Annotated in this window: 25 protein-coding genes and 2 pseudogenes; 17 read left to right on the top strand and 10 right to left on the bottom strand. The window is 72.3% G+C overall.

The window, feature by feature from the left end:
- The first annotated feature begins 49 nt into the window (after positions 1 to 49).
- The gene (locus JEK78_RS10535) at positions 50 to 847 is read left to right on the top strand and encodes a hypothetical protein (RefSeq protein ID WP_200263820.1); all 798 of its coding nucleotides are present in this window, start codon (positions 50 to 52) and stop codon (positions 845 to 847) included.
- A 76-nt stretch (positions 848 to 923) separates the two neighbouring features.
- Positions 924 to 1,253: a rhodanese-like domain-containing protein gene (locus JEK78_RS10530; RefSeq protein ID WP_200264099.1), complete on the top strand. Its 330-nt coding sequence runs from the start codon at positions 924 to 926 to the stop codon at positions 1,251 to 1,253.
- A gap of 108 nt (positions 1,254 to 1,361) precedes the next feature.
- Here the strand turns inward: JEK78_RS10530 and JEK78_RS10525 are convergent, their stop codons facing one another.
- The 6 genes from JEK78_RS10525 to paaA form a co-directional block, all read right to left on the bottom strand.
- Complete coding sequence (locus JEK78_RS10525) at positions 1,362 to 2,498, bottom strand: acyl-CoA dehydrogenase family protein (protein ID WP_200263819.1); 1,137 nt, start codon at positions 2,496 to 2,498, stop codon at positions 1,362 to 1,364.
- Between the two features lie 267 nt (positions 2,499 to 2,765).
- Positions 2,766 to 3,830: a 2Fe-2S iron-sulfur cluster-binding protein gene (locus JEK78_RS10520; protein WP_200263818.1), complete on the bottom strand. Its 1,065-nt coding sequence runs from the start codon at positions 3,828 to 3,830 to the stop codon at positions 2,766 to 2,768.
- Positions 3,830 to 4,327, bottom strand: coding sequence for a 1,2-phenylacetyl-CoA epoxidase subunit PaaD (gene paaD, locus JEK78_RS10515; RefSeq protein ID WP_200264098.1), 498 nt, complete (start codon positions 4,325 to 4,327; stop codon positions 3,830 to 3,832). Before paaD ends, JEK78_RS10520 begins: the two co-directional genes overlap by 1 nt.
- A 53-nt stretch (positions 4,328 to 4,380) precedes the next feature.
- Positions 4,381 to 5,115 carry a 1,2-phenylacetyl-CoA epoxidase subunit PaaC gene (gene paaC / locus JEK78_RS10510; protein WP_200263817.1) on the bottom strand — a complete coding sequence of 245 codons (735 nt, stop codon included), beginning with the start codon at positions 5,113 to 5,115 and terminating at the stop codon, positions 4,381 to 4,383.
- The gene (paaB, locus tag JEK78_RS10505; protein ID WP_200263816.1) at positions 5,112 to 5,399 is read right to left on the bottom strand and encodes a 1,2-phenylacetyl-CoA epoxidase subunit PaaB; all 288 of its coding nucleotides are present in this window, start codon (positions 5,397 to 5,399) and stop codon (positions 5,112 to 5,114) included. Before paaB ends, paaC begins: the two co-directional genes overlap by 4 nt.
- Entirely contained in the window at positions 5,396 to 6,406 is a 1,011-nt protein-coding gene (paaA, locus tag JEK78_RS10500; RefSeq protein ID WP_200263815.1) for a 1,2-phenylacetyl-CoA epoxidase subunit PaaA, read from the bottom strand. Before paaA ends, paaB begins: the two co-directional genes overlap by 4 nt.
- A gap of 292 nt (positions 6,407 to 6,698) precedes the next feature.
- Here paaA and JEK78_RS10495 point away from each other — a divergent pair, with 292 nt between their 5' ends.
- The 3 genes from JEK78_RS10495 to JEK78_RS10485 are packed head-to-tail and all read left to right on the top strand — an operon-like array spanning position 6,699 to position 9,504.
- Complete coding sequence (locus tag JEK78_RS10495) at positions 6,699 to 7,529, top strand: DUF5819 family protein (RefSeq protein WP_200263814.1); 831 nt, start codon at positions 6,699 to 6,701, stop codon at positions 7,527 to 7,529.
- Complete coding sequence (locus tag JEK78_RS10490; RefSeq protein WP_200263813.1) at positions 7,526 to 8,731, top strand: HTTM domain-containing protein; 1,206 nt, start codon at positions 7,526 to 7,528, stop codon at positions 8,729 to 8,731. The genes JEK78_RS10495 and JEK78_RS10490 overlap by 4 nt, the downstream gene beginning before the upstream one ends.
- Positions 8,728 to 9,504, top strand: coding sequence for a TrmH family RNA methyltransferase (locus JEK78_RS10485; RefSeq protein WP_200263812.1), 777 nt, complete (start codon positions 8,728 to 8,730; stop codon positions 9,502 to 9,504). Before JEK78_RS10490 ends, JEK78_RS10485 begins: the two co-directional genes overlap by 4 nt.
- A 99-nt stretch (positions 9,505 to 9,603) precedes the next feature.
- Here JEK78_RS10485 and paaN read toward each other — a convergent pair whose 3' ends face one another.
- Complete coding sequence (gene paaN, locus JEK78_RS10480; protein ID WP_200263811.1) at positions 9,604 to 11,316, bottom strand: phenylacetic acid degradation protein PaaN; 1,713 nt, start codon at positions 11,314 to 11,316, stop codon at positions 9,604 to 9,606.
- A 175-nt stretch (positions 11,317 to 11,491) separates the two neighbouring features.
- Here paaN and JEK78_RS23785 point away from each other — a divergent pair.
- From JEK78_RS23785 to JEK78_RS10470, 3 genes and pseudogenes are all read left to right on the top strand, one after another.
- A pseudogene (locus tag JEK78_RS23785) lies at positions 11,492 to 11,587 on the top strand (hypothetical protein); the annotation flags it as partial.
- A 111-nt stretch (positions 11,588 to 11,698) separates the two neighbouring features.
- Positions 11,699 to 12,031 (top strand): annotated as a pseudogene (locus JEK78_RS23320) (hypothetical protein); the annotation flags it as partial.
- Positions 12,028 to 12,618: a TetR/AcrR family transcriptional regulator gene (locus JEK78_RS10470; protein ID WP_200263809.1), complete on the top strand. Its 591-nt coding sequence runs from the start codon at positions 12,028 to 12,030 to the stop codon at positions 12,616 to 12,618. The pseudogene JEK78_RS23320 and the gene JEK78_RS10470, both read left to right, overlap by 4 nt.
- A 119-nt stretch (positions 12,619 to 12,737) precedes the next feature.
- Here the strand turns inward: JEK78_RS10470 and JEK78_RS10465 are convergent, their stop codons facing one another.
- Positions 12,738 to 13,262, bottom strand: a complete 525-nt coding sequence (locus tag JEK78_RS10465; RefSeq protein WP_200263808.1) for an Lrp/AsnC family transcriptional regulator — start codon at positions 13,260 to 13,262, stop codon at positions 12,738 to 12,740.
- 174 nt (positions 13,263 to 13,436) lie between these two features.
- Between JEK78_RS10465 and pdhA the strand changes: the two genes are divergently transcribed.
- The 7 genes from pdhA to JEK78_RS10430 all read left to right on the top strand — a co-directional run bounded on the left by pdhA (position 13,437) and on the right by JEK78_RS10430 (position 21,592).
- Positions 13,437 to 14,573 carry a pyruvate dehydrogenase (acetyl-transferring) E1 component subunit alpha gene (gene pdhA, locus JEK78_RS10460; protein WP_200263807.1) on the top strand — a complete coding sequence of 379 codons (1,137 nt, stop codon included), beginning with the start codon at positions 13,437 to 13,439 and terminating at the stop codon, positions 14,571 to 14,573.
- On the top strand, positions 14,570 to 15,577 hold the full coding sequence (locus tag JEK78_RS10455) for an alpha-ketoacid dehydrogenase subunit beta (RefSeq protein WP_200263806.1): 1,008 nt from the start codon (positions 14,570 to 14,572) through the stop codon (positions 15,575 to 15,577). The genes pdhA and JEK78_RS10455 overlap by 4 nt, the downstream gene beginning before the upstream one ends.
- Entirely contained in the window at positions 15,574 to 16,983 is a 1,410-nt protein-coding gene (locus JEK78_RS10450; RefSeq protein WP_200263805.1) for a dihydrolipoamide acetyltransferase family protein, read from the top strand. The genes JEK78_RS10455 and JEK78_RS10450 overlap by 4 nt, the downstream gene beginning before the upstream one ends.
- Positions 16,984 to 17,037: 54 nt before the next feature.
- Positions 17,038 to 18,015, top strand: coding sequence for an NTP transferase domain-containing protein (locus tag JEK78_RS10445; protein WP_200263804.1), 978 nt, complete (start codon positions 17,038 to 17,040; stop codon positions 18,013 to 18,015).
- Positions 18,012 to 19,448, top strand: a complete 1,437-nt coding sequence (locus JEK78_RS10440; RefSeq protein WP_200263803.1) for a molybdopterin molybdotransferase MoeA — start codon at positions 18,012 to 18,014, stop codon at positions 19,446 to 19,448. Before JEK78_RS10445 ends, JEK78_RS10440 begins: the two co-directional genes overlap by 4 nt.
- Positions 19,445 to 20,542, top strand: coding sequence for a potassium channel family protein (locus tag JEK78_RS10435; RefSeq protein ID WP_200263802.1), 1,098 nt, complete (start codon positions 19,445 to 19,447; stop codon positions 20,540 to 20,542). The genes JEK78_RS10440 and JEK78_RS10435 overlap by 4 nt, the downstream gene beginning before the upstream one ends.
- Positions 20,543 to 20,611: 69 nt before the next feature.
- Complete coding sequence (locus JEK78_RS10430) at positions 20,612 to 21,592, top strand: NAD(P)H-quinone oxidoreductase (RefSeq protein WP_200263801.1); 981 nt, start codon at positions 20,612 to 20,614, stop codon at positions 21,590 to 21,592.
- A 135-nt stretch (positions 21,593 to 21,727) separates the two neighbouring features.
- Here JEK78_RS10430 and JEK78_RS10425 read toward each other — a convergent pair whose 3' ends face one another.
- The gene (locus JEK78_RS10425) at positions 21,728 to 21,874 is read right to left on the bottom strand and encodes a hypothetical protein (RefSeq protein WP_200263800.1); all 147 of its coding nucleotides are present in this window, start codon (positions 21,872 to 21,874) and stop codon (positions 21,728 to 21,730) included.
- 919 nt (positions 21,875 to 22,793) lie between these two features.
- Here JEK78_RS10425 and JEK78_RS10420 point away from each other — a divergent pair.
- Together JEK78_RS10420 and JEK78_RS10415 are read left to right on the top strand one after the other, a co-directional pair.
- Positions 22,794 to 23,333: a bacterial proteasome activator family protein gene (locus JEK78_RS10420; protein WP_200263799.1), complete on the top strand. Its 540-nt coding sequence runs from the start codon at positions 22,794 to 22,796 to the stop codon at positions 23,331 to 23,333.
- A 462-nt stretch (positions 23,334 to 23,795) separates the two neighbouring features.
- Complete coding sequence (locus JEK78_RS10415) at positions 23,796 to 25,436, top strand: protein kinase (protein ID WP_200263798.1); 1,641 nt, start codon at positions 23,796 to 23,798, stop codon at positions 25,434 to 25,436.
- 149 nt (positions 25,437 to 25,585) lie between these two features.
- Here the strand turns inward: JEK78_RS10415 and JEK78_RS10410 are convergent, their stop codons facing one another.
- The gene (locus JEK78_RS10410) at positions 25,586 to 26,245 is read right to left on the bottom strand and encodes a response regulator transcription factor (protein ID WP_277953073.1); all 660 of its coding nucleotides are present in this window, start codon (positions 26,243 to 26,245) and stop codon (positions 25,586 to 25,588) included.
- Positions 26,246 to 26,381: the final 136 nt, after the last annotated feature.

The raw sequence follows: 26,381 nt of genomic DNA, 5'->3' as shown, positions 1-26,381 counted from the left end.
GACGATCCCGGAAGCTGAACAGGCCGATGGCGGACCCCCTGAAGGGTCGGTGCCGCCAGGACAAGACGCCCGCCCCGAGGATCGGTTGGAGCGGGCCGTGCGGTCGGCCGAAAGGGCGCTGATCGAGTACGAGATCGCGGTGGAGACCTTCCGGGTCGAGGTGGAGAACTTCTCCCGACTTCACCATCAGCGGTTGGGTCCGCTGTACGCGCGGTTGGAAGAGTTGGATGCTCGTCTTCTCGCGGAGCGCGCCGCCCGAAGCGGCGATGCGGAGGACCGTCGGCGCGCCGACGAGGCACGGGAGCGTCTGGCCCCGCTGCCCGGCGTCGAGGAACTGCTGCACGGTTGGATGGACGGGGAGGGGCTGTTCCCGGAGGCCGTCGCGATGCTCACCGACCGGCCTGTCAGGCCGCCGCGGCGCGTCCGGCCTCCGGAGGAGGTCCGTCGTCTCTATCGCGAGCTGGTGCGCGGGGCCCATCCCGACCTGGCGCGGGACGAGCCGGACCGGGTGCGCCGGGAGGAGTTCATCACACGGGTCAACGCGGCCTACGCACGGGCGGACGAGGGTGGGCTGCGCGAGCTCTCCGCGGAGTGGGAGTCGGGACCTCGGCCTCCTTGTCCCGTCGCTGGTCGGGCCGAGGAACTGTATGCCCGTCTGGAGTGGCTCTCGCGGCGCAAGGACCTTCTGACCAAGGTCGCGCGGGAGTTGGAAGAGGGACCCGTAGGGGCCATGCTGCGGTTGGCGCCCGATGATCCGGACCGGTTGTTGGAGGAGATCGCGGAGCGATTGGAGGGCCAGGTGGCCGAGCGAGAGGCGGAGCTCGCGGATCTGGTGGGACGGCCGTAGCGAGGCCGTGCTCGGCGAGGGCGTGGCAGTGGCCCTGCCTTCCGGTAGCGTCGGAGGCATGAGTTTCGCAGCCGGTGTGCCCACTGTAGAGGTCACGCATCTCGGGGACGACGACTTCCTGCTGGATGTCCGGGAGATCGACGAATGGCGGGCGGGCCACGCCCGGGGCGCGGTGCACCTTCCCGTCAGCGAGTTCGTGGCTCGCTACGACGAATTGAGCGCGGCGGCCCCGCCGAACGGGCGGATCCATGTGATCTGCCGGAGCGGTGGGCGGTCGGCACAGGTCACGCAGTACCTGATTCAGCGCGGGGTGGACGCGGTCAACGTGGCGGGCGGCATGCAGGTCTGGGCCGCCACCGGCCGGCCCGTCGTCACGGAACGAGACGAGCCGGGGCAGGTGCTGTAGCGGGCGAAGTCGTGGCGGCGACGGGCCGGCCTCCGGGCGGCCGACGACGTCGGTGGAGGACGGATGCCGCAGGGGTGGGGCCCCTCCGGGGTGGCCGCCTCTCCTTCCTCAGTTGATCGCCATGGGGTGGGCCGCCAGCAGGTCGCCCAACACCTCCTCGTGGGCCGAGGAGGGGCCGAGGGCAAGTTCGAGGTGCTTGGCCCAGGCGTGATACCGGTGAAGGACGCAGTCCACGTCCGCGCCGAATCCGCCGTGCAGGTGCTGCGCCGTCTGGACCACGCGGCGCACCCCCTCCGCGGCCCAGATCTTGGCCACCGCCACGTCCGCGCGGGTGGGAAGTGGGCCGTCCGTTGCGGAGTCCAGGCGCCATGCCGCTTGCCAGAGAGTCACCTCCATCGCCCGGAGGTCGATGTAGCGGTCCGCCGCCTGCATGGCGACGGCCTGGAACGTGGCGAGGGGGTGGCCGAACTGCTCCCGTTCGCCGGTGTACTCGCCGGTCATGCGCAACACGCGTTCTCCCAGCCCGAGGGCCAGGGCGCACGTGCCTATCGTCAGCAGGTCCCGCAGGTCGTCCCAGACCCCCTCGCCGGTCAGCATGTCGCGGGTGGCGATCTCGGTGGAGCGAAGGCGTAGTTCGCCGAGTCGTTCACCCGACGTGGAGACCTGCTCGACGAGTTCGATTCCCGGCTGCTCGCGGTCGACCAGGGCCACCACCGGCCGTCCGTCCTCGGCGCACGCCGGTACGAGGACGACGTCCGCGTCGAACGCCCACGGTACGGCGGTCTGGATACCGTCCAGCACCCACCGGGCGCCGTTCCGTCGCGCGGAGACCGCGAGTTCGGCGGGCTCGTGACCGGTCCGACCGTGGGAGGCCACCGTCAACACCGACTCTCCGCGCGCCACCCGCTGGAGCAGGTCGTCTCCCGGGTCGGAAGGGGCGTGTCTCTGGACGGCCACCGCCGCCGCGCTGTTCTCCAGGAGTGGCACGCGGGCCAGTACCCGGGAGGACTCCCTGAGCACGAGGCACAGGGCGATCGTGTCCAGCCCGGAACCGTGGGGGGCTCTCAGGGGCAGACCCAGCAGGTCCGCCTTGGCCAGCCGCGTCCACAGGGGTGTGTCCCATCCTTCGGCGACGGCTCCCGGCGCGAGCGTCGGACTGGTCACCGCGTCGGGTGCGACGGAGGCGAAGACGCCCTTGGCGGCCTCCGCGGCGGCCCGCTGCTCCTCGGTGAAGGTGAAGTCCACGCGGATCCTCCAGAGGGCCTGTGGTCCGGGGGCGTGCGACCGACCGTTCGGCCGCGCGAGCGGACGAGGGGACTACGCATCTGATGGCACGTCACTTTAGACCGGACGGACGGATATGGGAACGCGCCGTCCGGACCGAGGGACGGCTCGGCCGCAGCCGGAGCCGTCCGCCTCCCCCCACGAGAAGCGGGGCGTCTTCTCGGTGCGAGAGGTGAGCGCCGCTGGGGGCCGGCGCATCTCGCGGTGCCCGGCCGGCCGGTCCCGAGGCTATCGGTCGAAGTCCACTTCCACGGCCTCGGTCATGGGACGGGACTGGCAGGCCAGGACGTATCCCCGTTCCATCTCCTCCGCCTCCAGGGCGTAGTCGCGGTCCATACGGACCTCCCCCGAGACGAGGAGGGCTCGGCAGGTGCCGCAGACCCCGCCTTTGCACGCGTAGGGGGTGTCGGCGCGGTTGCGCAGCACGGTATCCAGGACGGACTCGCCTTGTCGGACGGACCAGGTGCCGCTCCGTCCGTCGAGGCGGGCGGTGATCGTGCCGTGGTTCAAGGTGGGCAGGGGATCGGAGTCCGGCGCGGGAGAGTCCACGTGGAAGATCTCCTGGTGGACGCGGTCCCGACGGACGGCGAGGTCCTCCAGCGCCGACTCCGCCGCCCGCACCAACCCCTGTGGACCGCAGAGGAACCAGCCGTCGATTCCTCCGACGGGAAGCAGGACCGGCAACAAGGCGGCGAGGCGGGCTCGGTCGAGCCGGCCCGACGGCAGGCCCGCCTGCTGCTCTTCTCGCGACAGCATCGTCACCAGGTGGAACCGTTCCCGGAAGCGGTCCTTCAGATCGGCGACTTCTTCGAGGAACATGGTGGACGCGGACGTCCGGTCACCCCGGACGAGGCAGAAGCGGGCTGCGGGCTCACATGCCAGGAGCGTGGAGGCGATGGACAGCACCGGGGTGATGCCACTGCCGCCCACGATCGCCGCGTAGTGTCCCGGCGCGGGCCGCAGAGTGAAGCGGCCGGCGGGGGGCATGGCCTCCAGTTGGTCCCCGACGGCGATCTCCTTCGCCGCGTACGTCGAGAAGCTTCCCCCCTCCACCAAGCGGATTCCCACTCTCAGCAACTCGGGGGCCGCCGCTCGCGGGTCGGGTGCGGGGGAACAGATCGAGTAGGTGCGGCGCTCTTCACGTCCCCCCACGAAGCGGCGCAGCGTGAGGTGTTGACCGGGGACGTGGCGGAAGTCCCGGGTGTGTTCGGGGGGGACCGCCAGGGTGAGGGCGACGGAGTCCTCGGTGAGTCGGTCGACCGCGGCCACGCGAAGGCGGTGGAAGCGGGCCATCACAACTCCTTGAAGTGGTCGAACGGTTCGCGACAACCGCGGCATCGGCGCAGCGCCTTGCACGCGGTGGAGGAGAATCGGCTGAGCAACTCGGTGTCGGGGGAGCCGCAGAGCGGGCAGTGGACAGGGGCTTCCCTCCCGGCCGTCTCGGGTGGTTCGGCGTATGAAGGGCCGACCGCCCCTCGTCGCGTCGCGCCCAGCCTCAGGGAGACGGGGCCGTGGGCCTCCGACGGTCGCGGGGGTGCGATCCCGAATCGCCGGAGCTTGGACCGTCCCTCGGGGGTGATGTCGTCGGTGGACCACGCCGGGGTGAGCACCGTTCGGACCTCGACGTCGCGGACGCCACGCCGGCCGAGAGCCTCCCGGATGTCCTGCGCCATCGCCTCGATCGCGGGGCAGCCGGTGTAGGTCGGGGTCAGCTCGACCTCGACGGACTCAGGCCCGTGAGCGCGCAACGAGCGGAGGACGCCGAGCTCGCGCAGCGACAGGACGGGCATCTCGGGGTCGGGCACCGATCCGGCGATCTCTAGGAGTTCCGCCTCCAGCGGGGTCACCAGGACGCCCCGGGGTGACTCCGACGCAGGTGCTGCATCTCCGCCACCATCCGGCCGAAGCTCTCGGTGTGGAGCCCTTGGCGGCCCGCGCCGGCGGCCCAGGCGCCGGACCGCGGTCCCTCGGGCAGACAGAGGGTCGCGCGACGCAGGATGTCCTCGATGGTCTCCAGCCAGGTGCGTTCCAGTCCTTCCCAGTCGACGTCGACGCCTTCCACCGGCCGGAACATCTCCCCGGTGTACCGCCAGAGCGCGGAACAGGCCCGGCGCATCCGCACGTGTCCGGTCTCCGTGCCATCGCCGAGACGGAGTGTCCACTGCTCGGCGTGGTCCCGGTGGTAGGCGACCTCCTTGACCGCCTTGGCCGCTAGGGGGGCGAACGGACCGGAACCCGAGGCGAGGGCGTCGAAGAGCGCGTGCTGGTGGACGGAGAAGTACAGCTGGCGGGCGATGGTGTGCGCGAAGTCGCCGTTCGGTTGCTCGACCAGCTGGAGGTTCCGGAAGGCCCGCTCATCCCGCAGGAAGGCCAGTTCGTCCTCGTCCCCGACGGCGGACAGCAACACGCGTGCCTGGCCCAGCAGATCGAGCGCGATGTTGGCGAGAGCGACCTCTTCCTCCAGAACGGGGGCGTGGCCGGCCCATTCTCCCAGGCGGTGGGAGAGCACCAGGGCGTCGTCGCCGAGAGCGAGGGCGCCGGGCGCCGGCAGGCCGAGGTGGGCGGTCGGGGTCTTCACAGGTGCCGCACCCCTTCCGGGATCTCGTAGAACGTGGGGTGCCGGTACGGCTTGTCGGCCGCCGGGGCGAAGAACGGGTCCTTCTCGTCGGGTGAGGAGGCGGTGATAGCGGACGCCGGGACGACCCAGAGGGAGACTCCCTCGCCGCGGCGCGTGTACAGGTCCCTCGCGTTGCGCAGGGCGAGTTCGGCGTCGGGCGCGTGCAAGCTGCCCGCGTGGGTGTGGGAGAGCCCGCGACGCGAGCGGACGAATACCTCCCACAGCGGCCAGTCGGTGCTGCTCATGCCCGTGCTCCCTCGTGCTCGTCGGTGTGCCTGGCCGCGTAGGCCGCGGCCGACTCCCGCACCCACGCGCCTTCCTCGTGGGCGCGGCGGCGCTGGGTGATCCGTTGGTCGTTGCACGGGCCGTCGCCGTCGAGGACGCCCCTGAACTCGGCCCAGTCGATGGGGCCGAAGTCGTGGTGGCCCCGCTCCTCGTTCCATCGGAGGTCGGGGTCGGGAAGGGTGAGCCCGAGGGACGCGGCCTGCGGTACGCAGATGTCGACGAATCGCTGGCGGAGCTCGTCGTTGGAATGGCGTTTGATCTTCCAGGCCATCGACTGGGCGGAGTGCCGCGAGGCGTCGTCCGAGGGGCCGAACATCATCAACGACGGCCACCACCAACGGTCCACGGAGTCCTGGGCCATGGCGTGCTGCTCCGCCGTGCCCCGGCTCAGGGCCAAGAGCAGCTCGTATCCCTGCCGCTGGTGGAAGGACTCCTCCTTGCAGACCCGGACCATCGCCCGCGCGTACGGGCCGTAGGAGCAGCGGCAGAGCGGCACCTGGTTGGTGATGGCGGCTCCGTCCACGAGCCAGCCGATGGCCCCCACATCGGCCCAGGTCAACGTGGGGTAGTTGAAGATGGACGAGTACTTCTGTCGGCCCGAGTGGAGCTTGTCCAGCAGTTCCTCTCGGCTCACGCCGAGGGTCTCGGCGGCGCTGTAGAGATAGAGCCCGTGGCCCGCCTCGTCCTGGACCTTGGCCATGAGAATGGCCTTGCGGCGCAGCGAGGGGGCGCGAGTGATCCAGTTGGCCTCCGGCTGCATGCCGATGATCTCGGAATGGGCGTGTTGGGCGATCTGCCGGATGAGCGTCGCGCGGTAGGCGTCCGGCATCCAGTCGCGTGGTTCGATGCGCTCGTCGGCCGCGATGGCGGCGTCGAAGGCTTGCTCGTGGCCGTGTGGATCGGCGAGTCGGTCGGGACCGGGGCCCTCACCCGCACCGGATGTGTCCTTCTCGGCCGCTGTCGCCATGAGATCCCCCTTGGCCCGGGTCTGCCGGGAATCCTCCCGACCGATCGTTCGGTCTGCGAGGTTCCATGGTGGGACGGTCCTCCCGAGCTGTCAACCGCTGTGGATAATCTGCCGGGGCTCGTGTCGAGGGCTCTCGCCCCCATGCGGGCTGCCGAGGAGGGATCGGTCCGGGCCGCGCGACCGCGTCAGGACACGCCGTCGGCGAGGCCGGGACGGGGCGGTGTGAGCGTCGGCGATCTCGGGAGGCGGGCGGTCCGCGCCGGACGCCGTGGGACAGGGAAAGCGGGACGGAATGGAAGCGCACGACATCGAGCCGAGCCGCCCCGACGTGTCCGAGACCCCTTCCACGCTCCCCGCCCCCCGAATCCCGCCCGAGGCGACGCCTCCGTCCGAGGCGCCGGCATCGCCGCCTCGCGAGGGAGCGCGCGAGGGACCGGAGGCCCGAAGCTCCCAGGCCCCCGTCCCGACCGAGGCCCGCTCCCGTCTGTCCGCGCTGTCCTTCCACTACCGGGTAGGCGCCCTCCTGGCCGTGACGGTGGTCGCCGTGACGGTGTGCGTCCACATCGGCATGGTGTTCCTCCACGTCGCTCCGGACAACACGCTGTCGCGTCGGCACGCCGAGACCATCGATGCCTGGATCTATCCGGAGTTCGAGCAGAACTGGAAGCTGTTCGCCCCGAACCCGCTTCAGAGGGAGACGGCGGTCGAGGCGCGGGCCGAGGTACGGACGGCCGACGGAGACAGGCGGACGACCGAATGGCGCGACCTGTCCGCCGAGGACGGGCGGGCCATCGACGGCGACCCGGCCCCCAGTCACACGCGACAGAACCAACTCCGCCGGGCCTGGGACTTCTTCCTCGCGACCCACGACGGTGACGACCGGCCCCTCGGCTCGCGGGGCGCGCTCTCCGAGTCCTACCTGCGTCGGCTCGCGGTGCTGCGACTGGACCGCGACGGAGCAGCCGGAGCGGGCGGGACCATCCACCGGGTCCAGCTTCGCGCCCGGACCACCGACGTGCCGCCGCCCGAATGGGGCCGCGAGGGGACGTCCCTCCGACCTCACTACCGGGAACTCCCCTGGTGGTCGGTTCCGCACCCGGAGTCGGGGGGCGTGACCGGATGAGTCGCCCGATCCGGACCGCGGGCCGCGGGCTCCGGCGTGTCACCGACGGGCCGCTCGCCGTGTACCAGACGGCACTGCTGCGCATCGGGATCAGCCTGACCTGGCTGCTCTTCCTCTTGCGGGAGGCCCCCCACCGCCATGGGCTGTACGGACCCGACGGGCCGTGGAACACCTCGTTGGCCCGACAACTGGTCGCCGACAACGGGGCCTTCACGGCGCTTCTGTGGCGGGACGGCCGGCTGTGGTTCGAGATCGGCTACCTGGCGGCCGTGGCGAGCAGCGCTCTCCTCCTCCTCGGCTGGCGGACCCGCACCATGTCGGTGCTCTTCATGGTGGGCGTGCTCTCCCTCCAGAACCGCAGTGTGTTCGTCGGCGACGGCGGGGACAACGTCCTGCACCTGATGAGCCTGTACCTGGTCCTCACTCGGTGCGGACGGGTGTGGTCCCTGGACGCGCGCCGCGAAAGGCGCGCGGCCGCCGCGCGCGGGCGCGGACGGCGAGTCCCGGACCGGATCGGGCCGGCCTTGTGGGGCACCTTCGGCTGCGCGCTGCTCGGGGCGACGCTCGGTGATCGGCTCGGCGGCGATCCCATGGTGCCGGTGGCTCTCTGGACCGTCTGGACGGCTCAGGGATGGTGGTGGGTCGTCGGGCACGTCGAGCGGTTCCGCGAACCGAGGGTGTTGCTGGACCTGATCGCCGATGTCGTGCACAACGGTGCCCTGCTGGTGATCGCGGCCGAGGTCTGTCTGATCTACGCGACGGCCGGATGGTACAAGATCCAGGGGTCGCGCTGGCAGGACGGCACCGCCGTCCACTACCCCTTGAACCTGGAGTACTTCTCGCCCTGGCCTTCCCTGGCCGCCTTCCTCGCCTCCAGTGCCACGCTGGTGATGGTCGTCAGCTACGGGACCGTGATCGCACAGGTCGCCTTCCCCTTCGCCTTGTTCGATCGGCGTCTGAAGAACCCGTTGTTGGTGTTCATGGTGGTGGAGCACCTCGCGATCGGTGTCGTTCTGGGGTTGCCCTTCTTCTCGATGGCGATGATCGCGTCCGACTCGTTCTTCCTCCCGACCTCCTTCCTGCGCCGGGTGGCCGGCCGGCTCGGGCGGCTGCGGGAGAGGCTCCGTCGACGCGTGGTCCGATCGGTGCGGGGCCGTCGGGGCGAAGCTCCCGCCGAGCCGCCCGTAGGCTTCCCCGCATGACCGACCTCGTGACCGACTGGCGTCGGCTCGCCTCCTCCACCGTGCTGCTGGACGGCTTCCACGCGCTCAAGCACGCCCTTCGCTTCGGTGCGGAGGTCCCCGCGGCGGTGACCCAGGACCGCCGGGCCGTGCTGGCCCTCGCCGACGAGCTGGCACCCGACCTGCGGGAGCGACTCGGCGCGATCCTCGACGAGGTCCCCGGGTCCGTGTACGAATCTCTGGTTCCCCGGCCACATCCCACCGGCGTGGCGGCCCTTGCCGAGCGCCCCTCGCGGGATGCCAACCTCCGGGAGCTGGCGCGAATCCCCCGCCGGGCGCCGCTCGTGGTGCTCGACCGGCCGCGCCATCTCGGCAACGCCGGGGCCGTGGTCAGGCTCGCGGCGGGTTTCGGCGCCACGGGGGTGGTCACGACGGGGACGCTCGACCCCTGGCACGCCACCGTGGTGCGGGGCGGCGCGGGGCTGCACTTCGCGACGGTCGTGGAACCCGTGGAAGTCGACCGCCTCCCCGACGGCCCGCTCTACGCCCTCGACCCGACGGGCGAGGACCTCCGTCGCCTGCGGTTGCCCGACGACGCCCTACTCGCCTTCGGCTCCGAGCGCGACGGGCTCTCGGGCGAACTCCGCGGCCGGGCCGACCGGCTGGTGTCGCTCCCGATGCGCGCCGGGGTCTCCAGCTACAACCTGGCGACCAGCGTCGCCATGGCGTTGTACCACTGGAGCGCCGGCGCGTCGGTCGGTCGCCTCGCCGCTCCAGACGAGGGCCCGTCCTGATCCTCGCCCAGGGGCATGTCGCTCCCCGCGCGCCGGGGCGGGCGGGGACGACGCGGGCCACCACGGGCCCGCCCCGCCACCGTCCGGTGAGGGCCGCCGTCAGGCGGACTCCGAGGTGTTGTGCTCCTCGCTTCGTACCTCGATCACGCGGAACCGCGAGGCCACGAAGGCGCCGTCGGTGAGGGCGGCGTTGGCCGCCGGGTTTCCGCCGGAGCCGTGGAGATCGGAGAACGCGGCCGTCTGATTGACGTACACCCCGCCGGTGAGGTTGAGCGACAGCTGGGCGGCCTCCGCCAGACAGGCCTCGGTGACGGCCCGTTCCACCTCCGGGTCGGTGGTGTGGGCGCCGACGGTCATCGCCCCCTGTTCTCTGACGCTACGGCGCAGCAGCCGCACCGCGTGGCCGGGGGAGTCGACGGCGACGGCGAAGGAGATCGGGCCGAACCGCTCGCTCAGATACACGGCCTCGTCGTCCGGTTTCGCTCCGTCCACCTTCACGATGGCCGGGGTGCGCACGACGGCGTCGGGGAACTCGGGGTGGGTGATCTCGCGGGAGGCCAGGACGACTTCGCCCAGATCCGCGACACTCTCCACACGGGCCTTGACGTCCGGGTTGACGAGGGCACCGAGCAGTCCACAGGCCCGCGCGTCGTCCTCCAGGAGTGCGTCGACGGCCCGCGCGAGGTCCGCGGTCACCTCGTCGAAGGTCTTGGGGCCCTGGTCGGTGCGGATTCCTCCACGGGGGATCAGGAGGTTCTGCGGGGTGGTGCACATCTGGCCGCTGTACAGGGAAAGGGAGAAGGCGAGATTGGACAGCATGCCCCGGTAGTCGTCGGTGGATTCGACGATCACGGTGTTGACGCCGGCCTTCTCGGTGAACACCTGTGCCTGGCGGGCATTGGCCTCCAGCCAGTCCCCGAATTCCGTCGATCCGGTGTAGTCGACGACGCGGATCTCCGGCCGGACCGCGAGGGTCTTGGCGATGCCCTCGCCCGGTCGCTCGGCCGCGAGACAGACGAGGTTCGGGTCGAATCCCGACGCGCCGAGCACTTCGCGGGCGATCCGCACCGTGAGCGCGAGCGGCAGCACGGCCCGCGGGTGGGGCTTGACCAGGACGGCGTTGCCCGTGGCCAGCGAGGCGAACAGGCCGGGGTAGCCGTTCCACGTGGGGAAGGTGTTGCAACCGATCACCAGGCCGATGCCGCGGGGGACCGGGGTGAAGCGCTTGGTGAGCGTCAGAGGGTCGCGCTTGCCCTGTGGCTTCACCCATCGGGCGCTCGCGGGGACACGGACCTGCTCCGCGTAGGCGTACGCGATGGCCTCAAGACCGCGGTCCTGGGCGTGCGGGCCGCCCGCCTGGAACGCCATCATGAACGCCTGGCCGGAGGTGTGCATGACCGCGTGGGCGAACTCGTGGGTCCGGTCGCCGATCCGACCGAGGATCTCCAGGCAGACCGCGGCACGCAGCTCGGGTCCCGCGTCGCGCCACGCGGGGATCCCTTCCTCCATGGCGGGGAGAAGCGTGTCGGGATCCGCGTGAGGGTAGCCGACCCCGAGGGAGGGGCCGTACGGGGAGGACTCGCCGTCGACCCATCCGTCGGTGCCCGGCTGTCCGAGGTCGAAGCGCGTACCCGACAGGGCGTCGAAGGCCGCCTTGCCCGCGGTCGCGTCCAGGCCGCCGTTCTCCCCGTATGCCTTGGGGTGTTCGGGGTGGGGGGACCAGTACGCGCGGGTGGTGATCGCCTCCAGCGCACGGTCGAGGGTGGGCCGGTGTTCGGCGATCAGTGAGTGCGCGGTGAGTTCGGCGGCCATGGGGGAGCGACTCCTCGTCTCAAGAGCTCTCCGCCGGGCTCGCGGCCCGGACGGGAGGACCTGGGCGGAATTCTGGGCGGGAACAGCCGGACAGGGTTAGAGTAACCGAACGATCGGTCGGGACAAGGGGGTCCCCCGCATCTGTGGACGGACGCCGTGCGGGAGGATCGCGCCCATGACAGCACTCGACCTCGACCGTGCCGCGGCCGTCGCCGGAACGGGCACGATGGGCCAGGGAACAGCGCGGGTGGCGCTGGTGGCCGGACATCCCGTGCGGCTCTACGACGCCGTTCCGGGGCGGGCCAGGGAGGCCGTCGACGCCATCGGCGCCCGGCCCGCCGGCACGACGCCCGGGCACGTGGTCGTCGGGGAACCGGCCGAACCGGCAGCCGAGTTGCCCGCACTGATCCGCGAGGCGGGCATCGAGGTCCGTGCCGGGGACGTGGAGGGGCCCTCGGGCATGCTCCTGCCGAGCGGCGGTCGTGTGTTCCTCGCCGACGGCCGGACCGCCTCGGAGTCGGGCGCCGCGGTCCGATTCGACCTGGCCCTCGACTACCGTCGGGCCACCCGAGTGGCCCTTGCCCCCTCCGCGAGCGCGAGTGGCGGGCCCCTCTCCGAGGCTCACCGCCGCGACCCCTCCGGTCGATACGCGCCGTCCCTCGCCCTTCGCCGGCACGCCCACGCCGGTCGGGCAGGGGAGGGAGAGGCCGCGTGAACTCCGGCCGACGCGACACCTACACCCCGGAGACCCTGCTCTCCGTCGCCGTGCGGGTCTTCGAGGAGCGAGGCTACGACGGCACTTCGATGGAGCACCTCTCCCAGGCCGCGGGGATCTCCAAGTCGTCGATCTACCATCATGTCTCCGGCAAGGAGGAGTTGCTGCGCCGGTCCGTCGGCCGTGCGCTGGACGGGCTCTTCGGCATCCTGGAGGAGGAGCCCGCGCGGCGTGGCCGGGCCGTGGAGCGGCTGGAGTACGTGGTGCGGCGCACGGTCGAGGTCCTCATGGCCGAGCTGCCCCACGTGACCCTGCTGCTCCGGGTGCGCGGCAACACCGCCACGGAGCGCTGGGCGCTGGAACGGCGCCGCGAGTTCGACCGGCGGGTGGCGGAGCTGCTGCGGGCCGCCGCCGGCGAGGGCGACGTGCGGGACGACGTGGAGGCCCGGCTCGCCACGCGCCTCGCCTTCGGGATGATCAATTCCATCGTGGAGTGGTATCGCCCCGAGGGACGGGAGACGGGTGCCTCGGAGGTCCGCGACGCGGTGGTCCGCCTCGTCTTCGAGGGCCTGCGCCGGGAGCGCTGAGCGGGCCCGCCCCGACGTGGAGGCCTCGATCGGGCAGTCGGGCGGGTCCTCCCAGGGCGCCCACACCGGCCGGAGCGAGCGGTGCGCGGCCCGGGCACGGTCGAGAGATGCCGGCGAGGTCAGTCGCCGGACTCCAGGTCCTCCTCCTCGAAGACCAGCAGGGTCCGGCTGCCCAGCACCTCGGGTATCGACTGGATACGGGTCAGGACCAGCTCCCGCAGGGCGCGGTTGTCCGGCGTGTGCACCAACAGCAGGACGTCGAAGTCGCCGCCGACCAAGGCGATGTGGGAGGCCCCGGGCAACTGCCTGAGCCGCTCGCGGACCGTGCGCCAACTGTTCTGCACGATCCTCAGCGTGATGTACGCGGATGTCCCCTGCCCCGCCCGCTCGTGGTCGACACGGGCGCCGAATCCGCGGATGACCCCGTCCTCGACGAGGCGGTTGATGCGCGCGTAGGCGTTGGCGCGGGAGACGTGCACCCGCTCGGCGACCGACCGTACCGACGCGCGACCGTCCGTCTGCAGTACCCGCAGGATGCCGCGATCCACGGCGTCCATGGGGCGGGAGAGCGGACGCGGGACAGGTGCCTGCCCCGCGGTGCTCTCGACTCCGTCCCCCGGCTCGGCCATTTGTTCAGATGCCATCTCCCCCCGCCTTCCTACGATGGACGTACTGCTGTCATCACAGGCTGTGGACAACCGTTTGTCCACAGCCCGGGGCCGCCTGTAGCCAAAATGCCCCGGCGACCGAACAATCGGTAGGTGAGGCCCGTCACACCCGTGGGGGCCGAGAAGCCGCTCCCACGAGGAGGTGCCGTCATGACGGTCACGGAGCAGCGGGTCGGGTACCGGCCCACGCCGCCACCCGCCTGGCAGCCCCGTACGGACCCCGCGCCGTTGCTGCCCGACGCCGAGCCGTACCGCGTCCTCGGGACGGCCGCGGCCGGTGACATCGACCCCGAGTCGCTCCTCGCCCTGCATGCTCGGCTGGTGCGCGGCAGGCGATACAACACCCAGGCCACGGCGCTGACGAAGCAGGGGCGGCTCGCCGTCTACCCGTCGAGCGCGGGTCAGGAGGCGTGTCAGATCGCGGCGGCACACGCCCTGCGGGACCACGACTGGCTCTTCCCGAGCTACCGTGACACGCTCGCTGTCGTCGCCCGGGGCGTCGACCCCGTCGAGGCGCTCACCCTGCTCCGGGGCGACTGGCACACCGGCTACGACCCGCGTGAGCATCGCGTGGCCCCGCTGTCCACGCCGCTCGCCACCCAGTTGCCCCACGCGGTGGGGCTGGCGCACGCGGCCCGTCTCCAGGGCGACGACGTCGTCGCCCTGGCACTGGTCGGCGACGGGGGCACCAGCGAGGGAGACTTCCACGAGGCGCTGAACTTCGCGGCCGTCTGGCGGGCGCCGGTCGTCTTCCTGGTGCAGAACAACGGCTTCGCCATCTCCGTCCCCCTCGACAAGCAGACCGCTGCCCCGTCTCTGGCTCACAAGGCGGTCGGCTACGGCATGCCCGGTCGCCTGGTCGACGGAAACGACGTCGTCGCGGTCCACCAGGTACTCGCCGACTCCGTCCACCAGGCCCGGCAGGGGTGCGGGCCCACTCTGGTCGAGGCGATCACCTATCGGGTGGACGCCCACACCAACGCCGACGACGCCACGCGCTATCGGGGCGACGACGAGGTCGAGACCTGGCGCGAGCACGACCCCGTCGAACTCCTGCGTCGGGAGCTGACCCGTCGTGGCCTGCTCGACGACGAGGGGGTGCGGGCCGTCGAGGAGGAGGCCGAACGGATGGCCGCGGACCTGCGAGCGCGGATGAACGTCACCCCCCAGCTCGATCCCCTCGCGCTCTTCGCCCATGTGTACGACCAACCCACCCGGCAGCTTCGCGAGCAACGTGACGGGTTGTGCGCCGAGCTGAGCGCGGAGGCGGAAGGAGCCGGCCGGTGACGACTCTCGCCGAGAAGCCGGCCACTCTGGCGAGCGCTCTCCGACGCGCGCTACGCGATTCCATGGCCGCCGATCCCGGTGTCCACGTCATGGGCGAGGACGTCGGGAAGCTCGGCGGCGTCTTCCGGGTCACGGACGGGCTGGCCGAGGAGTTCGGCGAGCACCGCTGCACGGACACCCCGCTCGCCGAGGCCGGCATCTTGGGCACGGCCGTGGGGATGGCGATGTACGGTCTGCGCCCGGTGGTGGAGATGCAGTTCGACGCCTTCGCCTATCCGGCGTTCGAACAACTGGTGTCGCACGTCGCCCGGATGCGAAACCGCACCCGAGGCCGCCTGCCCATGCCCCTGACCATTCGCGTCCCCTACGGGGGAGGAATCGGCGGTGTGGAGCACCACAGCGACTCGTCCGAGGCGTACTACATGGCGACGCCGGGGCTGCACGTCGTCACACCCGCCACGGTCGCCGACGCGTACGGTCTGCTGCGCGCCGCCGTCGTCTCCGACGATCCGGTGGTCTTCCTCGAACCCAAACGCCTCTACTGGTCGAAGGAGCCGTGGGACCCCGAGGCGCCCGCGGCCGTCGAGCCGGTCGGCCGGGCGGTGGTGCGGCGTCCGGGGCGGAGCGTCACCCTTCTCACCTACGGGCCTTCCGTCCCGGTCTGCCTGGAGGCGGCGGAGGCCGCCGTCGCCGAGGGCTGGGAGCTGGAAGTGGTCGATCTGAGGTCTCTGGTCCCGTTCGACGACGAGACGGTGTGCGCCTCCGTGCGACGGACCGGGCGTGCCCTCGTCGTCCACGAGGCGGGATCCTTCGCGGGGCCCGGCGCGGAGATCGCGGCCCGGGTCACGGAACGCTGCTTCCATCGGCTGGAGGCGCCGGTGTTGCGGGTGGCGGGCTTCGACGTGCCGTATCCCCCGCCCATGCTGGAGCGCCATCATCTGCCCGGCGTGGACCGGATCCTTGACGCGGTGGGGCGTCTGCAGTGGGAGGCGGAGAGCCGATGACGCGGGCGCTGGAGTTCAGGCTTCCCGACCTCGGCGAAGGGCTCACCGAGGCGGAGATCGTGCGCTGGCTGGTCGATGTCGGTGACGTCGTGGTCGTGGACCAGCCGGTGGTGGAGGTCGAGACCGCCAAGGCGTCGGTGGAGGTGCCCTGCCCTCACGCGGGGGTGGTCACCGCCCGATTCGGTGAGGAGGGCGAGGAACTGCCCGTGGGCTCGCCCCTGCTGACGGTGGCGATCGGTGTGGACGGGCAGGCCCCGGACGGGGACCGGGGAGCGCGGGCGCCCGGCGTGGGAAGCGGTTCCCCGGAGGCGTCGGACGCGACCGGAGGGTCCGGGAACGTCCTGGTCGGTTACGGCACCTCTGGGGCGTCCTCGCGACGCCGCAGGGTGAGGCCGGCGGGGGCGGCGCGTCCGACCGGCGCGGGCGGGCGAGCGGACGGGCACCCACGCCCGGCGAAGCGGCCCGAGGGCCCGGTGCCCGTCATCTCCCCGCTGGTCCGCCGACTGGCCAGGCAACACCAAGTCGATCTGCGGGAGCTGCGGGGGTCCGGTCCGGAGGGGTTGATCCTCCGCAGCGACGTGGAGGACGTCCTGGGCGTGGACCGGCGGGCGATCGGGCGACCGGGCGGCGAGGCGGCGCGTCCGTCGTCGGAGTCGGCCGCCCCGGCGGATCCCGGACCGAGGGGCGGGGCTCCGACGTCCCCCTCTCCCGGCGTCGATGGCGTCCGCACGCCGCTGCGGGGGTTGCGTGGCGCCGTGGCGGACAAGCTGTCCCGTAGCAGGCGCGAGATCCCTGACGCGACCTGCTGGGTGGACGCCGACGCCACCGAACTGATCCGTGCCCGGGCCGCCGTGAACGGCGTGGACGGTCCGCGGGTCTCCCTGATGGCGTTGCTGGCGCGGATCTGCGCCGCCGCGTTGGCTCGCCACCCGGAGTTGAACGCCAGGGTCGACCACGAGGCCCGGGAGATCGTCCGGTTCGACCGGGTCCACCTGGGCTTCGCGGCCCAGACCGCGCGTGGGCTCGTGGTCCCGGTGGTGCGGGACGCGCACACGCGCAGCGCCGAGTCCTTCTCGGCCGAGTTCGCGCGGCTGACGGAGGCGGCGCGGAACGGCACGCTGTCGCCTGCCCAGTTGACGGGAGGCACCTTCACTCTCAACAACTACGGGGTCTTCGGCGTGGACGGCTCGACGCCGATCATCAACCATCCCGAGGCGGCGATGCTCGGTGTGGGGCGCGTGGCACCCAAGCCCTGGGCGCACGCCGGGGAACTCGCCGTGCGGCAGGTCGTGCAGTTGTCGCTCACCTTCGATCACCGGGTGTGCGACGGGGGCACTGCGGGAGGTTTCCTACGGTACGTGGCGGATTGTGTGGAACAGCCGGCTGTGCTGCTGCGCACACTCTGACCGGGCTCGGGTCCCCGCGTTCCGTGGACCCGAGCGGGGCCGCATACTCGGGGGATGACCGCGTACGAGTGCAGCGGCGCCCGCGGCGTCGAGGCCGGCCCCGGCTCCCGGAGCGGGCCCGCCGGGTACGACGCCGTCGTTCTCGCCGGGGGCGCCGCCCGCCGGCTTGGCGGCGTCGACAAGCCCTCCGTGCGGGTCGGCGGGCGCACGCTGCTCGACAGGGTGCTCCGGTCCTGCGCCGATGCCTGCGCCACCGTGGTGGTGGCCGAGCCCGCACCGGTCGCGCGGCCGGTGACATGGGCCGGCGAGGACCCGCCCGGCGCCGGGCCGCTGGCCGCCCTCGAGGCCGGGGCCCGGTGTACCGAGGCGGAACGGATCGTGGTCCTCTCGGCCGACCTGCCGTTCGTCACCGGGGCCCACGTACACCGACTGCTCGACGCCCTCGCGGCCGGCACGGCGGACGGGGTGCTGACGACGGACGCGGAAGGGCGCGAGCAACCCTTGGTCGCCGTCTACCGAGGTCGTGCCCTGCGCCACGCCCTGACGCGGCTGCGTCGGGAGCACCGGGTCCTCGACGGGTTGCCCCTGCGCGTACTCACCGCGTCATTGGCCGTGGAACGGGTCAAGGACCCCGTCGCGTCCTTCGACTGCGACACCTGGGACGACATCGCCAGGGCGAGGGCTCGTATCAGGGAGCATGGGCTCGTGTTGGACGAATGGATCTCCGCGGTCGAGGAGGAGCTTGGGGTCGACCTCGATGTCGACGCCGCGTCGCTGCTCGACCTGGCCCGTGACGCCGCCCACGGTGTGGCCCGTCCGGCGGCGCCGCTGACCACCTTCCTCGTCGGCTACGCGGCGGCGCGGTCGGGTGGGGGCCCTCTCGCCGTCGCCGAAGCGGTGCGGGCGGCCACCGCGCTGGCCCGAAGCTGGGCCGACGAGGGAAAGACCGGCGGCCCGGCGGATCCGACGGGCTCCGGCACTCTCGACGCCGCCCCTTCCCCCGCTCTCGGTGCCCGCGAGGAGCACGGATGACCCCCTACCCCGCGCCTGCCCCGGACGGACCCGAGGCCGTCACGGCCGACGCGCCCGCCGAGGCAGCCGACGGCACGGTCGGGCACGGCGCCCGACCGGACGTGGACGACCCGGACATCGAGGAGGCGCTCGCGCTGGTGAGGGATGTGCCCGCCCCTCACCGCCCGGAGTCCGGCGGCACGCGGTACACGACGGGCGAAACCGCGAGCCCGCAGGCCCCCCCGACGGCCGACCTTTCTTGGCCCGACGCTCGGGAGAACGCGGTCGCGGCCGGACGCGCCATCGCTCGGGCGATTTCGACGGCCGGTGCCGTACCGCTTCAGGAGGCGCTCGGCCGCACACTGGTCGATCCACTGACCGCGCTGACGGACCTTCCTGCCTTCGACACGTCCGCGATGGACGGTTGGGCGCTGGCCGGGCCCGGGCCCTGGCAGGTACGGCGAGGGAGCCTGTCCGCCGGGGACGCCGAGTCCACCCCGCTCGTGGACGGCGAGGCGGTCCGCGTCGCGACCGGTGTCCGTGTTCCGCCGGACACCACCGCGGTGTTGCGGTCCGAGCACGGCCGTCTCACGGACGGGGGGCGGTTGCACGCCCTTCACGAGATCGTCCCGGGCCAGGACATCCGCCCCCGAGGCCAGGAGTGCCGGAGCGGTGACCGCCTGCTGCCGGCCGGTGCCACGGTGACCCCGGCCGTTCTCGGACTCGCGGCGGCGGCCGGCTACGACGACCTGGTCGCCGTCGGACGGCCTCGGGTCGCCGTGCTCGTCCTCGGGGACGAACTGCTTCGCTCGGGTCCGCCACACGACGGGATGATCAGGGACGCCCTCGGGCCGATGCTGCCGCCTTGGCTGCGGGCGCTCGGCGCCGAGGTCGTGTCGGAACGGCGCCTCGGTGACGATGCCGACGCGTTGGCCCGCGAGATCGGCCGGGCACAGGCCGATGTCGTCGTCACCACCGGTGGGACCGCCGCCGGCCCCCTCGACCACGTCCACGCGGTGCTGCGCCGGCTGGGCGCCGAACGCCTCGTGGACGGCGTGCGGGTACGCCCCGGGCATCCGATGCTGCTCGCCCGGACCGGACCCACCCAGTTGTTCGTCGGTCTGCCCGGCAACCCCCTCGCGGCCGTCTCGGGTCTGCTGACGTTGGTCGAGCCGGTGCTCCGGGCGCTGGCCGCCAGGCCGGTCGCGGAGACGTACGCGGTCCCTCTGGCGGGCGCCGTGCGAGGACACCCCGGTGGCACCCGGCTCGTCCCGGTGACACTGCGCGGTGCCGAGGCGGTACCTCTGCCCTACGCGGGACCGGCGATGCTGAGGGGTGTCGCGGCGGCCGACGCCCTCGCGGTCGTCCCACCCGGTGGCGTGGACGTCGGGCAGGACGCGGAGTTGCTCGACCTGCCGTGGACCACCGGCGGAATCGGAGTGTGTTTCACGTGAAACTGCCGGGCCAAGACCTCATCGCCCGCCAAGCGGACGAGCATCTGGTGACGCACCGCGTGAAGCTTCCGCGCAAGCTGGTGGAGCATCCGGTGCGGCAGGTCGCCAAGCGACTCTCGCTCGCCCTGTTGGTCCTGGTGCTCACCGCTCTGATCGTCTACGTCGACCGCGCCGGGTACAGCGACAATTCCGACGGCCCCATCGACCTCCTCGACTCCTTCTACTACGCCACTGTCACGCTCTCGACCACCGGGTACGGCGACATCACCCCCGTGACCGACGCGGCCCGGCTGACCAACATCCTGGTCATCACGCCCCTGCGCGTGCTGTTCCTGATCATCCTCGTCGGCACCACGCTGGAAGCACTCACCGAGCGCACCCGGGAGGAATGGCGACTCAACCGCTGGAGGTCCACCTTGCGCGATCACACCGTCGTCGTCGGGTTCGGGACGAAGGGACGATCCGCTCTGCAGACCGTCTGCGCGACCGGGCTCCGGAAGGAACAGGTCGTCGTCGTCGACCCCAGCACCAAGGTGATCGAGGCCGCCACGGCCGACGGCTACGCCGGGGTGATCGGTGACGCCACCCGCAGCGACGTACTCAAGCGCGCCGAGGTACAGAAGGCGCGACAGATCCTGATCGCCACCCAGCGGGACGACACGGCCGTCCTGGTGGCCTTGACGGCTCGACAGCTCAACCGAGGAGCCAAGATCGTGGCCGCGGTCCGAGAAGAGGAGAACGCGCCGCTTCTCAAGCAGTCCGGGGCGGACGCGGTGATCACCAGTGCCAGCGCGGCCGGGCGACTCCTCGGACTCTCCGTGCTCAGCCCGGCCGCCGGGATGGTCATGGAGGATCTGATCCAGCAGGGCAGTGGGCTCGACCTCGTCGAACGGCCGGTCATAAAGTCCGAGGTGGGCCGCAGCCCGCGGGAGACCGATGATCTGGTGGTGAGCGTGTTGCGCGGACACCGTGTGCTCGGTTACGACGATCCGGCCGTCGGCGTGCTGGAACTGACGGACCGGTTGATCACCATCGTGAGGGCGACACCGGCCACTCGGGTCACCCCCGACGTCAGGCCCCTGCCCCGTGACTGAGACCGCCTGAACCCGGCCGAGGCCTCGGCGCCGGTCGGTCGCCGAGCCGGGCGGCGGTAGCGTCGCCCCATGCATGCGATCACGATCCCCGAACCCGGAGATGCCGAGGCGCTGGTCTGGGCGGAAGTTCCCGATCCGGTACCCGGTGTCGGCGAAGTCCTGCTCCAGGTCACCGCCAGCGCCGTGAACCGGGCCGACATCCTGCAACGGCAAGGTCACTACGATCCGCCTCCCGGTGCCTCGCCCTACCCCGGCCTGGAGTGCTCCGGTCGCGTCGCCGGCCTCGGTCCCGGGGTGTCGGGATGGGCCGTCGGCGACGAGGTGTGCGCCCTCCTCGGAGGCGGGGGCTACGCCGAGCGGGTCGCCGTCCCGGCGGGACAACTGCTGCCCGTCCCCGAGGGCGTCACCCTCGCCCGGGCCGCGGCGTTGCCCGAGGTCGCCGCCACGGTCTGGTCGAACCTCTTCATGGTCGCCCACCTGCGCCCGGGAGAGACCGTGCTGGTCCACGGCGGGTCGAGCGGCATCGGCACCATGGCGATCCAGCTCGCCAAGGCCGTCGGCGCGCGGGTCGCCGTGACGGCGGGTACCCGGGAGAAACTGGAGCGCTGCGCCGAACTGGGCGCGGAGATCCTGATCGACTACCGCGAACAGGATTTCGTGGAGGAAATCGAGCGCGCCACGGAGGGCGCCGGCGCGGACGTCGTTCTCGACAACATGGGTGCGCGGTATCTGGACCGGAACATTCGGACTCTCGCGGTCAACGGGCGCCTCGCCATCATCGGCATGCAGGGAGGCGTCAAGGGCGAACTCGACATCGGGCGGCTGCTGCGCAAACGTGCCGCCGTGACGGCGACCTCGTTGCGGGCGCGACCTCCGGAGGAGAAGGCGGCCATCGTCTCCGCCGTGCGGGAGCACGTCTGGCCCCTCGTGGAGGCCGGTCGTGTCCGTCCCGTCGTCGATCGTGAACTCCCCATGGACCAGGCCGCCGCCGCGCACCGCGTCGTGGAGGGGAGCGGACACGTGGGGAAGGTCCTGCTCCTCGCGGGCTGAGGGACGGCGCCTCGGCTCGGGACGCGGATGCCCTGCCCGCGCCGTCCGTCCGACGGTCGGGCGGCCCGGGGCCGTCCGCCGAGGGCAGGGACGGTGTCGTCGGGGGACCACCCGCCTCGGCCGCGCACCCCGTCCTCAGCCGCGCCGTAGTCGCAGGCCGGCCAGGGCGAGCGCCATGCCGAGTCCGAGGAGCATCAGACCACTGCCCAGAGGAAGAACGCGCGCCGCCGCCGTGTCACGGTGACGGCCGGGGCGGTGGTCGGTTCGGGAAGGGGCGAGCACCGCTTCTCTCTGATCGCTCGACGTCGAAGGACTGGGTACCGCCACCGCGCCGCCCGGCACCTCCCGGGCGGGCCCGTCGCCCTTGGGCGTATGCCATCGTCGAGAGGCGTCCGGCGCCCAGCGTCGTGGTCCGTCGTGCCGGTCGTCCCGATGGGGTTCCGCCCGGGAGGGGCGAGGAGCGAGCGGGGGCCACGGAGGTCGGGACGTCGGTGCGTGGGGCGTGGTCGACCGGGAGGCCGAGGGTGGGCCCGGGCGCTTCGGCCCAGGTGCCCCCGAGGCCGGCCGCGACGCCGACGCCTCCGGCGCGGCCGACGGCGCTCTCGGCGCCTCCCCCGCCGGCTCGCGCCCGATGATGGGCGGGTCCGTCTCCCCGGCAGGGGGAGGAGAAGGGGTGGCGCTCGCGCGCGGGGTCGACCACGGGGTGGCGGAGGTGGGCCCGCTCCGGGGCCCGTCGGGATCGGGAAGCGATATCAGCCCGTGAACGCCGACCGGCGAACCCGATCTCCCCGGCGAGCGCGTGGGGTCCGGCACGGCCGACACGAGCGGGGTGATCGTGTTCCGGCCCACGCCGTGGGCGGACCCGATCTGGGGTATGCCCAGCACAGTGCCCATCCCGATCGTTCCCGCCACGCCCGCGGCTCCCAGGGTGCGCAGCCACGGGGACATGGCGGTCACCCCTTTCCGGCGGCGCGGGCGGCGGAATCGACGGTCCCAGCCTCACACCCGACGGGCGTGGTGGCACCTCGGGAGGGGCCGTCCGACGGCCGCGGCGGCGCGCGGACCGACGGCGTTCCGTGGACGTCCGGTGGCCACGACGGCCACGGGGCGGCGTGTCCGGCGTGGTCCCAGGAGCGCCCCCGCTCCGGGCGGGCCCGGGGCCACCTCTTCGAACGGCGTGATGGTGGGGGACAATGGCGCCATGGAAACGCCGAGGAACGACGGGTCGTCGGAGAAGCCACAGATCCTGGTGGTCGGCCAGGACGGCATGGCGCTGGGTGGCGGCGGGGATCAGGAGTCCCGCGAGATCCCGGTGACGGAGCAGGTGGAGCAGCCGGCCAAGGTCATGCGCATCGGGAGCATGATCAAGCAGTTGCTGGAGGAGGTCCGCGCCGCACCGCTCGACGAGGCGAGCCGTGCTCGGCTCAAGGAGATCCACGCCGGCTCGGTGAAGGAGTTGGAGGACGGGCTCGCCCCGGAGCTGGTGGAGGAGCTGGAGCGCCTCTCCCTGCCCTTCGCGGACGAGGCCACGCCGAGCGACGCCGAGTTGCGCATCGCCCAAGCCCAGTTGGTCGGTTGGCTCGAAGGGCTGTTCCACGGGATCCAGACGACGCTGTTCGCCCAGCAGATGGCGGCGCGGGCGCAGCTGGAGCAGATGCGTCGCGCCCTTCCGCCAGGAGTCGGTCACGACGGCGAGGAGCCGCCCCACCCCGTTGGGAGGACCGGCGGTCCTTACCTGTGACCGTCGCATCCGGCGACCGCTCGGGCCGAGAGTCGTTCGGGGTCGGCGGTCCGGGGGCGGCCAGTGAGGGCTCCTTCCGCGTGCGGCCCGTAGGCGTCGCCTGTCCGCGCACCAGTGGCTCCTGAGGGCCCCGGCACCCACCTCCGGCCGGGGCGCGTGAGGTTTGCCACGCCCCGGCCTCTCGGTCCCCCGCGAAACCGCCCGTACGGTCCGCGTGCCGGGCCGGGGTTCGTCGAGGACGTGGCGTGGGCTCGCCCGGGACGTCACGCGCGGTGGGGCGCTGGGGGCCCGGGGTGCGGTCGGTGCGCCGTGCTCCCGTCCGGCGGTGTGGCGACGCGGGTCCACCTTGTGTCGGTTCCGGCGCCCATCCCGGTCCGCGGCCCCGCGATGAGGCTGTAGCGTGGCCGACGGAGACCGTGACAACACCGCGCGCACCGCGGGCAGAAACGACGGCGAGGACTGATGGCACAGCAGCAGCGCTCTCAGGGCCCGTCCGACCCCGAGGCGACTGGCGGAGGCTCGTCGGACGCCCCCGAGCAATGGGGGGACGGCGGGCTGGTCGGCGACGGCCGGTATCGGCTGACGCGTCGGCTCGGGCGCGGAGGCATGGCCGACGTGTTCGCCGCCGAGGACGTGCGCCTCGGGCGGACCGTGGCGGTCAAGCTGCTCCGTGCCGACCTGGCCGAGGATCCGGTGTCCAAGGCCCGCTTCACCCGCGAGGCACAGTCGGTGGCCGGTCTGAACCACCAGGCCATCGTCGCCGTGTACGACTCCGGCGAGGACATCGTCGCCGGGCAGTCGGTGCCGTACATCGTGATGGAGTTGGTCGAGGGCCACACCATCCGCGATCTCCTGATGAACGCGGAGGCGCCCGGACCCGAGCAGGCGTTGATCATCGTCTCGGGTGTGCTGGAGGCGCTGGCCTACTCGCACCAGCACGGCATCGTGCACCGCGACATCAAGCCGGGGAATGTGATCATCACCGACAGCGGTGCCGTCAAGGTGATGGACTTCGGCATCGCCCGCGCTCTGCACGGGGCCTCGACGACCATGACGCAGACCGGCATGGTGATGGGCACGCCGCAGTACCTGTCGCCGGAGCAGGCCCTCGGCAAGGCCGTGGACCACCGGTCCGACCTGTACGCCACCGGCTGTCTCCTCTACGAGCTGCTGGCGTTGCGCCCCCCGTTCACCGGGGAGACCCCGCTGTCGGTGGTCTATCAGCACGTCCAGGACATCCCGACCCCACCGTCCGAGGCGTCGGACGGCTGCCCGCCGGAGCTGGACGGGCTGGTGATGCGCTCTTTGGCCAAGGAGCCGGACGACCGTTTCCAGACCGCCGAGGAGATGCGCGGACTGGTCCAGTACGGGCTCCAGATGCTCTACGACCAGGGTGGGCACACGGGCACGTGGAACACGGGCCCCGTCGCGTCGCACGACGGCCGCCCCACCCCTTCCGGCGGTTTCCAGGGGACGACCGCCATGCCGCGCCCCGACCACGGCGCCGGCACGGCGCAGATCCCGCAGCCGATCCTGCCCGCCGGCTACGGCGGCGACGACGGGGGCTTCGAGGGCCACGGCAACCGCGGCAGCGGGCGGGGCAAGCTGTGGATCCTCGCGGTGCTCGCGGTGATCGCCGTGGTGGGGGGAGTGGCCCTCGCGATGAACATGGACCAGGCCGGTACCGGCGAGGCCGACACCGGTACCTCGCCGTCCCCTCGCACCTCGCAGACCTCCCAGGAGGCGTCCTCCAGTCCCTCGCAGACCGAGGAGACGGACGACGAGCCCGTCGACAGCTCGCCCGACACGGGGACGGGCGGTGGCGGTGGCGGTGACCAGGATCGCCAGTGGCCGCCGCCCTACACCCCGACGCCCGAGCCGACGGAGACGGCCACCGAGGAGCCTCCGGTCGAGCCGACGGACGAGGGGGAGCCGACCGAGACGGTGGAAGAGCCGACGGAGGAGCCCTCCACCGCCACCGCTTCCCCGTCGCCCCCGCCGGACGACGGCACCGGCGGTGGTGGTGACGGTGGTGGCGGGGGCGAGGACACCGCGGGAGCCGACGGCGGGGCCGCCGGCGGTGGTGAGGGCGAAGGCCTCTGACCGGGCCGCCGGCCCGAGAATCCTCGCCCGCCGTCCTCCGCCACGGCTTCGGCACGGCCCCCACGGGGGTCGTGGCCGGGCACGATGGGCCACGGCCCGGCGGTCACGCGGCGCGCCGAGGGCGTGATCGGGCCCGGCGGCGCCCGGTGTCAGCGGCGCTCGGCCTGTCGGCGAGCCACGTACGCCGCGGCCTGGGAGCGTCGTTCCATGCCGAGTTTGGCGAGCAGGCCTGACACGTAGTTCTTGATCGTCTTCTCCGCGAGGTGGAGGCGAGCCCCGATGGCGCGGTTGGTCAGCCCCTCGCCGATCAGTTCCAGGATGCGCCGCTCCCGCTCGGTGAGGCGTTGAATCCGGTCGTCCACCGCGTCCGTGCCCGTGCCGGAGCCCCCGCGAAGGCGCCGCAGCACCCGTGCCGTGGCGACGGGATCCAGCAGGGTTCGGCCGGCGGCGACCTCCCGGAGCGCGGCCAGCAGCTCCCCGCCGCGGATGTCCTTGAGAACGTACCCGGCGGCACCGGCCATGATCGCCTCGAAGAGGGCCTCGTCGTCCGCGTACGAGGTCAGGACCAGACACCGGACGGACTCGTCCCGGGAACGGATCTCCCGGCACACCTCGACCCCGCTGCCGTCCGGCAGCCGTACGTCCAGGACGGCCACGTCGGGGCGGGTGGCGGGGATCAGGGAGAGGGCTTCGGACGCCGTCCCGGCCTCACCGACCACCTCGATGTCGGGCTCGGCGGACAACAGGTCGCGCACACCTCTCCGGACGACCTCGTGGTCGTCCAGGACGAACACACGGATCACGGCCATTTCGCCCACGTCGCCCAGTCTCACACATCGGCTCTTCCCGTGCCCGGGGTGGCCGGGATAACGTGCCGTTGTTCCGGCCCCCTGCAAGGCTGTGACCAGTGACAGTTCCCCTCCTGCCGGATTTACTTGGAGATCC

Origin of the sequence: Streptomyces sp. HSG2, from assembly GCF_016598575.1 — a bacterium.
Classification (GTDB): domain Bacteria; phylum Actinomycetota; class Actinomycetes; order Streptomycetales; family Streptomycetaceae; genus Streptomyces.
This window is presented reverse-complemented; position numbering and strand designations above follow the sequence as displayed.